We start from the raw sequence: 12,903 nt of genomic DNA, 5'->3' as shown, positions 1-12,903 counted from the left end.
CTAATCTCATGCAAATATCTCGTTATCTTGCCAAAGAAATATTGCTTTAGGTGAATGATTTTGTTTCAAGCGATGGATCAAGCACGATGATAAGGATGATTGTGATTGATACTCATAGCTCGATAAAGTTGCTCAATCAATAAAACACGAACCAAAGGGTGTGGCATGGTGAGTTTTGATAATGACCAATGCCATGCAGCAGCTTGACGAACTTGATCCGATAAACCATCAGGGCCACCAATGGCTAAAGCCACATCATTGCCTTCTAGCATCCACGACTTCATGGTTTCTGCAAGCTTCTCGGTACTTAATTCACGTCCACCCACTTCCAGTGCAATGAGGGTTTCATTCGGTTTTAGTGCAGCAAGAATACTTTCACCTTCAATCTGACAGTATTTCAAAATATCTGCCTCTGAATCATTTTTACCACGCTTGGCCATTGCAAGTTCAATCACTTGGGTTTGCACAAAAGGTTGGATCCGTTTGAAGTAATCTTCAAAGCCTGTAAGTACCCATGCTGGCATTTTTTGACCAATTGTCAGAATGCGGATTTTCATAATATGACCCAATGGTAAATGCAAACACGTATAAGTATAACGAGGAACTCAACATGCTTCATATGGATTGTTATATTACTTGTTTGAATGTTTAAGCCTTAGGCAGAATATTCAAACTAAATATAACCAATAAAAAAACGCAGCCCTAAAAAGTATGAGGACTGCGATTAAAAGGTCATCTGTCTGGAGAATCAGATGACCATACTGAAAATTCGATAAAATAGTGAAAATGATGAATTCCTTATTTTATTATGGGTGCTATTGGTTAATTTTCAACCTAATAAATGTAAAAAAGAGAGCCGAAGCTCTCTTTAGTTAATCAGATATAAGATTAATGTCGTGCCGCTTTTGATTCTTCGACAGGCTTAACGATTGGTGCTTTCACCAATGGTTTCGGCTTCTGGGTTAGAGCAAGTGGCAGAATCTCATCAATACTTTTCACTGCTTTAATTTCTAAACCTTCTTTGACGTTATCTGGAATTTCAGCCAAATCACGTACGTTATCTTGCGGGATAAATACCAGCTTAATTCCGCCACGGTGTGCTGCCAAAAGTTTTTCTTTCAAGCCACCAATACGCAGTGCATTACCACGTAAAGAAGTTTCACCTGTCATGGCAATATCAGCGCGGATTGGAATCCCAGTAAATGCAGAAACCAATGCGGTTGTTAATGCTAATCCAGCAGAAGGGCCATCTTTTGGTGTCGCACCTTCAGGCAAGTGAACGTGAACATCAGTTTCTTCAAAGCGAGAAGCTTCAATTCCAAGCTCATCTGCACGGGTACGAACAACGGTCATTGCAGCGGTAATCGATTCTTTCATTACATCACCAAGCGAACCAGTGGTAATGAATTTACCTTTACCTTTAACTGCTGCAACTTCGATGGTAAGTAATTCACCACCGACTGAAGTCCATGCTAAACCATTAACACGGCCAACTTGAGCTTCATCTTCAGCCATACCGTAGTCAAATTTATGCGCACCTAAATAATCTGGCAGATTTTCACCTGTGACATCGATGTGCAAGCTTTTAGCTTTCTTGCTAACCGCTTCTTTAACCACTTTACGTGCAATTTTAGAAACTTCACGCTCTAAACTACGCACACCAGCTTCACGTGTGTAGCGACGAACGATGTCTCGAATTGCTTCTTCGTGAACAGTTAATTCACTGCTACGCAAGCCATTGTCTTTAATTGCTTTTGGTACAAGATAACGTTCTGCAATATTGACTTTCTCTTCTTCGGTATAACCCGGTAAGCGAATGACTTCCATACGATCAAGCAATGCTTCTGGAATATTCATACTGTTCGCAGTACAAATAAACATGACTTCTGATAAATCTAGATCTAGATCTAAATAATGATCGTTGAACTTACTGTTTTGCGATGGATCAAGTACTTCGAGCAAGGCAGAAGCAGGATCACCACGATAATCTTGTGCCATCTTGTCAATTTCGTCGAGCAAGAACAAAGGATTCTTCACGCCTACTTTTGTCAATGACTGCACAATTTTACCTGGCATCGCACCAATATAAGTACGACGATGACCACGAATCTCAGCCTCATCACGTACACCACCTAAGGCCATACGGACAAACTCGCGTCCTGTCGCTTTAGCGATAGACTCGCCCAGTGAGGTTTTACCTACACCTGGAGGACCAACCAAACACAAAATTGGGCCACGAAGTTTTTTCACACGAGACTGAACTGCCAGATATTCCACAATACGGTCTTTTACATCGTCTAAACCATAGTGATCTGCATCCAGAATTTCCTGTGCTTTTTTCAGGTTAATGCTGACTTTGCTAGCAGTATTCCATGGGGTATCCAAAATCACTTCAAGATAATTACGCACAACAGCCGCTTCACTAGAAGCAGGTTGCATCGCTTTTAGCTTGCGAAATTCCGCTTCCGCTTTTTTACGGACATGCTCAGGTAAATCGGCTTCTACAAGACGTTTTTCAATTTCAGCAACGTCATCTTCTGCACCGCCATTCATATCGGAAAGTTCACGTTGAATGACTTTCATTTTTTCATTTAGAAAGTATTCGCGCTGATTTTTTTCCATCTGACGTTTTACATTGTCATGCAACGTTTGTTCAATTTGCTGTTCAGCAGATTGTTGAGTTAAATATGTGGTTAACTCTTGCAAGTGCGCTTCAAACTCGTCATTTTCCAGAAATTTTTGTTTCACATCAATATTTAATGGAACACGAGTTGCGACAAAGAACATCAACTGAAGTAAATCTTCAATTTTGTTCGCAGCGGTTACTAATTCACGGGCATTGCGTAATTTTGCTTCTGCATATTGAGCAAATAATGTACGTAATTCCTGTAAACGTGTTTCTTGATCCTTCTCATCCATATTGACCGTCATTGGACTCATTTGATGTTCAGCAGTTAAATGGCTGTCTTCATCAATAATTTTGGTCAATTTTGAACGATACAAACCTTCAATTAAAACCTTGATACAGTTTTCATCATTTTCGTGATTCACAACTTGCACAATCTTCGCGACAGTACCGTATTTATAAAGGTTGTCGTGATCAATTTCTTCGGTAAGAGAATCTTTTTGTGCAACTACAAATACTAAATTGTCACTGTTACGAGCCACATCCACTGCATTGATCGATTTTTCACGACCCACAAATAGCGCAATTTGCATGTGTGGATACACCACAACATCACGCAATGCTAAAAGCGGTAATACACTTGGAACCTGAGGCTCTAAGGTTTCTATATTCATAATATTTTCAGACATGGGCACTCCTAATGAGTGACAACAATGTTGCCATGTTTTTTATAGTGATGTGTATTTTGAAAATTACAAGGGCATAAATATAGAAAATGCAAAAAAATAAGTAAATCACTCGGAATTATTTAGATGAAAGGCTTAGCGCTTAAAACGATAAAGATGATCGGGGGTGAGTAAGGCATCTAAAGGTTGATCCCATGATTGACGGGTCAGAGTTCGATCAAGTAACTGAAAAGCATGCGCCAAGCCTAGTCGAAATGGTTTGTGAGGAGCACTCGCCAAAGTTCGATCATAAAAACCACCACCCATTCCTATTCGGGTTCCTTTATGGTCACATGCAAGTAAAGGCATCACCAATAAATCAAGATGAGATACATGGTGGCCGCGACTTGCCATTGGCTCTTTCATACCTAAAGGGTGATGTGAAAAACGCTTGTTTCGATATTGATGACGGCTAACTTTTACCCACATCAGTTGATTGTTCATGTTACAAATCATGGGAAAGAAAACTTGTTTTTTAAATTTATAACATTCTTCAATTAACAGTTGAGTGTGGACTTCACCGAAAGCATGTAAATAAAGTCCGATTTTTTGATATTTATGTGAGGTTAAAAATTTTCTAAATACGTGATGGCATGAGATGGATGATCGACATTGCTGAAATCGTGTGAGCTGTTTGCGCTGTTGTATTAAATTTTTACGATTTTTTTTCATATCTTTACAATATGCCAACTTGATAATAAATAAAACTACAAAACTAAGGAAAGATCTCACATGAATTTTATCAAAAAATTAATTAAATTAACTAAATAAATCCAATCCAAATACAATTTTTAATAAAAAACTCATTATAGATATTAAGTTTTATTAATCAAAATTCTACCTAAACTTTTAAAACTTAATATTTAATGTGTAATTTTTCACACTTTAAATGGAAATATTGATTGAGTTGTGAATATTTGGCCTATAGAATTTTATTTATAACAAAAAACTTTCTTGAAAATTAACGGCGGTAAAAATCGATGAATAAAGTTTACAAAGTTGTATGGAATGCCTCTTTAGGAGCATGGGTCGCAGTTTCTGAATTAGCTAAATCTAGAAGCAAATCAAAATCTGTAAAGAAAACAGCAGGCATTGTCATTGTAGCGACGACAATCGCATTTGCTGTATCAGCCCATGCACAGGATATCAATGAAGATTTAAATGTAGCGGGTGATATAACAGCTACCGGGGAGATTACTGGTTCAGATGTGACCACTACTAGTGGAGCATCTCTAAATGATTTGAATAATAAAGTAAATGACACCTCTACAGGATTAGCAACGAAAGCCTCAAAAGCCGATTTAACCACTTTAAATAATCAAGTAAATGACACCTCTACAGGATTAGCAACGAAAGCCTCCCAAACTGATTTCAGTACATTGAAAAATCAAGTGAATGATAGCAGTACAGGATTAGCCACTAAAGCTTCCAAGGCAGAAGTAACAGCTGCAAAGACGGAAGTTGTCCAAGGTAAAAATATTAATGTAACTTCAGTTCCTGGAACTAACGGCCAGACAATTTATACCGTTAAAACAGCGGATGAAGTGACTTTTAATAAAGTCACTGTAGACGGCACAATTATTGATGATGGACAAATCACAGTTGCAAAAGATGGATCTATAGCAGCAGGTTCTCAACAAGTTGTTACAGGGAATCAGTTATATGAATTAGAACAAAAACTATTTAATAGTGGAGCACAAGGGGTTAAGTATTTTCATGCGAACTCCAGCTTAGATGATTCTGCTGCTTATGGTACAGATTCTGTAGCTGTAGGTCCTAAAGCAGTTACTAATAAATCTGCTTCAGACTCAATTGCCATAGGTAGTAATGCTGTCGTAGGCACTGAGGACGACGGTACAACTCCAGCACCAACTGACGGTGTTGCCTCTATTGCTATTGGTAAAGATACTCTCGCCTTAGGTAATAAAAACACGGTGATTGGTCAGGCTGCAACAGTCGATTCAAAATATGTTACAAGCTCTTTAGCTCTTGGTGATTCTGCAAAAGTCACAGGTGACAATAGTAATAATGCTTTGGCGATTGGATCTAATGCTACATCAAGTGCCGCAGGTGCAAGTGCAATAGGTAAAGCAGCAGCAGCCAGTGGCTCAAATGCTACAGCAATAGGTGGAAATTCCAATGCTTCAGCAGCAAGCGCAACGGCTATTGGTAACAACTCAATTGCGGGTGCTGTGGCGGGTACGGCAATAGGAAGTAACTCTCAGGCAAATAGTAATAATGCGGTATCAATTGGTAGTAATGCTGGACAAGGGACAGCTAACTTACCGGGTAATGCCAATCAAAATCACATCGCAATCGGCACATCATCTGGTCAAAACATTACCGGGAATGAAAATATTGCAATTGGTTTGCAAGCCTCCAACAACACAACGGGTAGTTATAATATTGCGATTGGCTCCAAAGCAGGTCAGGGCGCTGCTGGAGAAGAAAGTGTAAGTATTGGTTATATATCCAATCAAAGCTCGACTGCAATCAATCATACCACCGCACTTGGAGCGAGAACTCAATCTGGACAAGGTGCTGTGGCAGTTGGATTTTCTGCAAATGCCAGTAATCAAGGTGCAGTTGCAGTAGGTGCATTATCAAAAGTTCAGGGCGTGGATGACGGCACAGGTAATATCACAAATGCAGATAACGGCGTTGCACTAGGGACAAATGCATGGTCACAGGATAATAGTATTGCGCTTGGAACAAACTCTATTGCGTCGAGCACTACTTCGCAAACCCAAGCTGGATATATTACCTCTGCGTTAATTGGTGATGAGGGCGTAGTTTCAGTCGGTGCCGACTCCAATGGAGCAACTGCATCTTTTAACCGTCGAATTGTACATGTCGCTGACGGTGCAGGAGATTATGACGCAGTCAACGTCAATCAACTAAGAAAGGCGCAGGAAAAAGTTGCAGATATTATTGGTGGTAATGTCACTGTTAATAGTCAAACTGGGAACTATTCTAAAATCACGTTAAAAGACACGAGCGGGACAGAATATCAATATAGTACAGTCGTTGAAGCGTTAGGCGCAATTAGTACAGGAGCAATCCAGCTTCCTGCTACAGAAAACGCAGTGACTTATACAGATGCCACATCTAAACAAATTAATCTTCGTCCGAATACAGTGATTAGTGGAGTTGCTGAAGGTAAGGTGGGTACAGACGCGGTCAATGTTGAGCAAATGCAACAAGCAGTCGAAGAAAGTCGTGCTAAATATATTAGTGTGAACTCAACGACCAAAGGTAATCGTGCCAACGAAGGAGCTACAGGGATTAATGCGGTGGCTATCGGCCCAGATGCTATAGCTGCAAACAATAACAGTACCGCTATTGGTTCAAAAGTTCAGTCTTTGGGTGATTATGCAACCGTTATTGGAACTGCCGATTCAGTTGTATATGATACGGCAGGTGTAGCAATAGGTAACCACGCGATTAGTCGTGGTGCAGGCAGTATTGTAATAGGTAAAGATGCTAAAGCGGCCCCTCAAACATCACCAACTGGCAAAATTGACAATGCTATCGCTATTGGTACTCAAGCTTTAGTCACTAATGAAAAAGGGATTGCAATTGGTCAAAATACAATTGCTGAAGGCGCAGAAAGTATTGCTCAAGGTTATGATTCAAGATCAACTGGCAATGCCTCTACTGCACTTGGTGTAAGTTCTCGTGCCAGTGCTGAAAATGCTTATGCATTGGGTACAAATGCTAATTCCTCAGCGACTAATGCACTTGCATTTGGTAATGCTGCGAAATCGGTTGCTACGGACTCAATTGCAACAGGAACGAATGCAGCTACTTATGCGACCAATGCTGTAGCATTGGGTAAAGGTGCTGTTTCAGGCAAGGCCAACCCAACTAAAGAAGAAATAGATAATAACTCCAACTCGGATACGATAGCGATAGGAACCAATAGCTTTGCCCAAATTAAAAATGGGTTAGCAGTTGGTAATACTGCAAAAGCGACTGAAGAAAGCTCGCTTGCACTCGGTACAGAATCTCAAGCAACTGCAAAAGATGCAATTTCAGTGGGTCAAAAATCACAAGCTTCGGGTTTAAACAGTATGGCTCTGGGTAAAGAGGCACAGGCCAGTCAAGAAAGTGCAATCGCGCAGGGTTATGGTGCGAAAGCTTTAAATACTAATAGTATTGCTCAGGGCGTGAATACTCAGGCTTCTGCTGATTATGCGATTGCTACGGGTGCAAGTGCATTAGCTACTGGAAACAATGCTATAGCTCAAGGGCACAATGCAAGAGCTTTAAATACGAATAGTATTGCACAAGGTTTGAATGCACAGGCTACAGCAGCTAATGCAGTGGCTATAGGTGCAAATACAATTGTGACAAATGAAAATGCAGTGGCCTTGGGGAATGGTTCAGCATCTGGTAGTTATAATCAAACCACGAAAGCTACGATTAATGGCAAAGATTATAATTATGCAGGGAGTGGGGCTGGATTATCTACAGTGAGTGTAGGTTCTGTAAATAATGAACGTCAAATTATTAATGTTGCAGCAGGCCGCGTAAGCTCTACAAGTACAGATGCTGTTAACGGAAGTCAGCTCTTTGCCGTACAGCAGGAAGTTCAACAGCCTTTAAGTTTTGCAGGTGACAGTGGAACTAAAGTTGATCGTAAGCTAGGTGATCAGCTCAAAATCACGGGCGGGGCAACAAGTACATTAACGGACGGCAATATTGGTGTAGTCGCCAATGGCTCCGATACGTTGCAATTAAAGTTGGCAAAAGATGTGAATTTAACCAGTGCTGGTAGTTTGACGGTAGGTACATCCAGTGTTAAAAATAATGAAGTCAAAGTAGGTGCCAATACTCTTACCAATACAGGTTTAACTGTAGGTACTACGAGTGTGACTACGGGAAATGTTTCAGGTTTATCTAATACGACCTGGGATCCCGCCCAAACCTATACGGGTGGTCGTGCTGCGACTCAAGAACAATTAAAAAGCGTAAGTGATGTTGCTGGTAAGGGCTGGAACTTAACCACCAATAAAGATACTGCCAATAAAACCAATGTAGCCCCAGATGCAACAGTAGATTTCTCCAATAGTGATAACAATATTACAGTGAGTCATACAGGCACTAATGTGGATGTGAAACTGGCTAATGTAATTAAAGTCGGTCCTACGACTGGAGGAAGCCCAGTGACCATTAATGGTAATACTGGGAATATCACAGGACTTACCAATAAAACTTTTGATCCAAATAATTACACAACTGGACGTGCAGCTACTGAAGATCAACTTGCGACACCACTTATATTTGCAGGGGATAATGCGGGTGTAAATGTTCAACGTAAATTGGGTCAGCAGCTCAGTATTGTTGGTGGTGAATCTGTCGCAGCTAATTTAACTGATAATAATATTGGCGTTGTTGCAGATAGCGCCAGTAATAAACTAACTGTAAAACTCGCTAAAGATATTAAGCTTAATAGTGTAAATGCTGCGGGTACTGTGATCGATAGCAAGGGATTAACGTTTGTTAATTCAAGTGGTGGGGCCATTCCAAATTCACCTAGTATCAGCACAACTGGTATTAATGCGGGAACCAATAAGATTACCAATGTTGGCGCTGGCGAAATTACGGATACTTCAATGGAGGCTGTAAATGGAAGTCAGATTAAAGGTATTGTGGATAAAGGATTTACCGTCAGTTCAAATGGAAATACAGCCTCCAAAGATACCATTGCCTTAGGTGAAAACGTTGATTTCAGCTCAACTGATAGTAATATCAAAGTCACCAATACGGGGAATAATCAAATCACTTTTGGTCTTGAACCTGTAGTCAAAGTTGGCCCTGCCACTGGGGGAAATCCAGTGACTATCAATGGTAATACTGGGAATATCACAGGACTTACCAATAAAACGACAAGTAATGCAGATTTTGCCACAGTAGGACGAGCAGCCACAGAAGAGCAGCTAAAGAGTGTTCAGACAGGCTTAACGGATGCAGGCTTTGGTCTTAGGGCGAGTGATGGTAACTCTGTCACGAAGAAACTCGGAGAAAGTATTGATATCGTAGGTGCTGATAGCAATATTACGACAAAAGTCGTAAATGGACGGGTTGCTGTTGAATTGGCCAAAGATGTAAACCTGACCAAGGCTGGTAGTTTGACAGTCGGTAATAGCAAAGTTACGGATGGCAAAGTTGAACTAACAGATGGAACAAAATCCAATACTAGCACTGTAGAAGGTACGACGGTAACTAATGGTACTAATAGCAGTACAATAGGAGCGGGTTCAATTAGTGTTAGTAATGGAACCAATCAGACATTGATAGGAGCAACACAGGTCGTAGTGGGGGGGGGGGCTCCTGTGACAATAAATGGAGCCACAGGAAGAGTCAGTGGTTTAACTAACACGACATGGGATGCCAATGGCACTTATAACCAGAAACAGGCAGCCACAGAAGAGCAATTGAAGGCAGTAAGCGATGTTGCTCAAACTGCAAATAAAGGCTGGAATATAAAGTCCGATTCGACATTGGCATCTACGCAGGTCAAACCTGAGGATACTGTAGATATTGGTCTGGCAGCAGCAGAAACCAATCTTAAGGTTGCTGCAAATAGTGCTAATGGAACTACAACAATTGACTTTAGTTTGAGTAAAAACTTATTACTTGACAGTGTGAACGCAGGCGGAACAGTTATTAACAATAGTGGTTTGAGCTTTGTTGACCCAATTACAGGCTTACCACTTAGTAATTCGCCGTCTATTTCCTTTGCTGGGATAAATGCGGGTAATCAAAAAATTATCAATGTGAAAGATGGAGAAGTTAGCTCCACCTCTAAAGATGCTGTTAATGGTAGTCAGTTACAAGCGGTAAGTGATATTGCCAATAAAGGTTGGAAAATAACCACAGATCGAACTGGCTCTGGTACAGTAACTGGAAGTTCAGTTAGCAAGGTCGCTCCTGATGATACAGTGACTTTTGTTGCAGGAAATAATATTGCGGTTCAACAGTCGGGCAACCAGATTACCGTCGCCACGACACCCGAGGTTAGTTTTGATAAAGTGACAGTGGGTAATGTTGTCGTTGATAAAACTACAAACAAAATCACAGGCATTGAAGCGGGCACGGTTGCGCAAAATTCAAAAGATGCAATTAACGGCAGTCAGCTTTATAACCTAGCCACTAAAATCAGAAATATTATTGGCGGCAATACTACCTATGATCCAGGTACAGGAACCTATGTAAATAATGATATTGGGGATACTGGCAAAGATAATATCAACGATGCGATTAAATCTATCAATGAAACTGCTCAAAATGCCAACAAAGGTTGGACTGTTTCCACTAATGGTCAAAATGCGAGTCAGGTAAAACCTACTGATACTGTTGATTTTGCAAATAAAGATGGCAACATCAATATTAATAATACAGGCAATAATATTACTGTTGATTTAGCCAAAGATATTAAAGTGGATAGTGTGACAGCAGGTGATACTACGGTGAACAATAATGGTTTAACCATTAACGGCGGACCAAGTGTAACCAAAAATGGTATTGATGCTGCTGGTAATAAAGTGACAGGAGTTGCAGAAGGCAGTATCGCTCAGAACAGTAAAGATGCAGTCAACGGTAGTCAGATTCATGACATTATTGGTGATGGTGCATTCCAGGGAGGGGATGGAAATACTATTACTAATATTGGTGGTACAGGTGCGACCAATATTAATGATGCGATTAGCTCGATTAATAAAACAGCGGGTCAGCATACCACTGTTGAAGCAGGTCAGAATATTACCGTTAAGGAAAGTACTAACAGTAATGGAGGTAAAGAATATACAGTTGCTACTGCAGATGATGTGAAGTTTAATTCTGTAACCTCCAATACGGTGACTGCTAATACTGTGAAAGTAGGCGATGTTAATATTGATCAAAATGGTATTAATGCGGGTAATCATAAAATCACTAATGTTGCGCCGGGCGAGATTTCTAGCACTTCTCAAGATGCTGTGAATGGATCGCAGCTCAATACTTCAAACCAATATGTCGTCAACTCTTTGGGTGGTGGGGCGAAATATGAAAATGGTCAATTCACTGCACCAACCTATAATGTGAATAACGGCAGTTATAACAATGTCGGCGATGCATTAGGAGCTTTGAATCAGGCAGATGTCGATTTAGGTAATCGAATTACCAATTTGGGTGATCGTCTTGAGCAGGTATTCTACAATGTCAATAATCGGATTGATGATGTCGAGAAAAAGGCCAATGCGGGTATTGCCTCTGCGATGGCGTTGGAAGGAGCACCTTTTGTAGCGGGTAAATTTACTTATGCTGTTGGCGCTGCGTACCATGGCGGAGAAAACGCAGTGGGGGCTACATTGCGAAAAACTGCAGATAATGGCCGCTGGTCAATAACAGGGGGGGTTGCAGCCGCCTCACAAGGTGATCCAAGTGTCCGTGTTGGTATCAGTGGTGTGATTGATTAATTTCATGAATGCTCAATAGGAGGCTGGATGGCCAGCCTCCTTTTTTAAAAATATTAAAGAGAACAAAAGCTATGCAAATGAAAAAAACTTTTATGTTCGCTGCGATGTTGGGCTTTGTGATGTCTACAACAGCAGCTGAACCAACGGCAACGACAGAACAAATTACGTTTCCCGATGTCAGTAAAAGCTATTTAAAACAAGTATTGCGCTATGAGGTGACTGATGTGGCGCGTTTGGATGTGGGATTGAATAAAGATCAAATTAGATATTTATTAGGTAACCCACAATTTAATGAAGGAATTTTTGGTACAAAAGTTTGGAACTATGTGTTAGATATTCGTGTTCCGAATAGCAATGATTATAAACGTTGCCAACTTCGTATTGATTTTGACAATAACAATAAGGCTGAGCGATTATCTTGGAAAGGTCAGGATTGTGAAGCCTTAATACATCCTAGCAATCCAGCACCAACTTTAACCCCAACGCCAGTACCCGTTGCTCCGGCACCCGTTCGATCAAAAGATATCCTATTTGCTTTTGACCGTTCAGATGTTGCAGGAATTACAACTGGAGTAGAGTCGGTCAAAGAAATTGCAGAACAAATTAATAATTCACAAGATCATCGTCCTGTAATTGTTGCGGGTTATACTGATCGATTAGGGTCTTATGCATATAATCAGAAGCTCTCAGCCAAACGTGCTCAAACAGTTGCATCTTTACTGATTCAATATGGCATTGATTCAAACCGTATCAAAGTTGAAGCAAAAAATCAGACCACTGCATATCAGCAATGTGGTGATTCGGAAAAATCACAATTAGTTGAGTGTTTGGAACCTAATCGCCGTGTAAATGTTAATTGGTAATGTGATACAAACTAATAAAAAAAGTATGCTTATGAACTGCACCCCGAAAGTTGGACACATTCAGTCTAACTTGGAGGGTGCTTTTCTATGGCTAAATATTCCCAAGAATTTAAACTTAAAGTTGTGCATCACTATCTTAACGATGGTGGTTTCAAATCAACTGGTAAAGTTTTCAAAATACATAAGAGTGTTGTAAATAAGTGGGGCGATATTTATAAGATTCATGG

The 12,903-nt window shown here is 40.4% G+C and carries 5 protein-coding genes; 2 read left to right on the top strand and 3 right to left on the bottom strand.

The genetic code is table 11. The annotated features are described in order from the left end of the window. Positions 1-77: 77 nt before the first annotated feature. From rlmH to A7A69_RS11675, 3 genes are all read right to left on the bottom strand, one after another. Positions 78-557: a 23S rRNA (pseudouridine(1915)-N(3))-methyltransferase RlmH gene (rlmH, locus tag A7A69_RS11685; RefSeq protein ID WP_120368796.1), complete on the bottom strand. Its 480-nt coding sequence runs from the start codon at positions 555-557 to the stop codon at positions 78-80. A gap of 331 nt (positions 558-888) precedes the next feature. Then, a complete protein-coding gene (gene lon, locus A7A69_RS11680; protein ID WP_152877717.1) occupies positions 889-3,315 on the bottom strand; it encodes an endopeptidase La in 2,427 nt (808 codons plus the stop codon). Between the two features lie 132 nt (positions 3,316-3,447). Further along, positions 3,448-4,023: a 5-formyltetrahydrofolate cyclo-ligase gene (locus tag A7A69_RS11675; protein ID WP_152877715.1), complete on the bottom strand. Its 576-nt coding sequence runs from the start codon at positions 4,021-4,023 to the stop codon at positions 3,448-3,450. A gap of 308 nt (positions 4,024-4,331) precedes the next feature. On the opposite strand from A7A69_RS11675, the gene A7A69_RS11670 reads away from it, so the two are divergent. Both A7A69_RS11670 and tpgA read left to right on the top strand, forming a co-directional pair. Then, a complete protein-coding gene (locus A7A69_RS11670) occupies positions 4,332-11,813 on the top strand; it encodes an ESPR-type extended signal peptide-containing protein (RefSeq protein ID WP_152877713.1) in 7,482 nt (2,493 codons plus the stop codon). 71 nt (positions 11,814-11,884) lie between these two features. Further along, positions 11,885-12,676, top strand: coding sequence for a trimeric autotransporter adhesin/peptidogylcan-associated protein TpgA (gene tpgA, locus A7A69_RS11665; RefSeq protein ID WP_152877711.1), 792 nt, complete (start codon positions 11,885-11,887; stop codon positions 12,674-12,676). Positions 12,677-12,903: the final 227 nt, after the last annotated feature.

This window comes from Acinetobacter guerrae (genome assembly GCF_009372255.1).
Lineage (GTDB): Bacteria > Pseudomonadota > Gammaproteobacteria > Pseudomonadales > Moraxellaceae > Acinetobacter > Acinetobacter guerrae.
Note: the sequence above shows the minus strand (reverse complement) of the source record. Positions and strands in the feature narration are given on the sequence as shown.

Coding starts and splice junctions, on each gene's coding strand:
- rlmH (WP_120368796.1), bottom strand. CDS start 557: ATGAAAATCCGCATTCTGACAATTGGTCAAAAAATGCCAGCATGGGTA.
- lon (WP_152877717.1), bottom strand. CDS start 3,315: ATGTCTGAAAATATTATGAATATAGAAACCTTAGAGCCTCAGGTTCCA.
- A7A69_RS11675 (WP_152877715.1), bottom strand. CDS start 4,023: ATGAAAAAAAATCGTAAAAATTTAATACAACAGCGCAAACAGCTCACA.
- A7A69_RS11670 (WP_152877713.1), top strand. CDS start 4,332: ATGAATAAAGTTTACAAAGTTGTATGGAATGCCTCTTTAGGAGCATGG.
- tpgA (WP_152877711.1), top strand. CDS start 11,885: ATGCAAATGAAAAAAACTTTTATGTTCGCTGCGATGTTGGGCTTTGTG.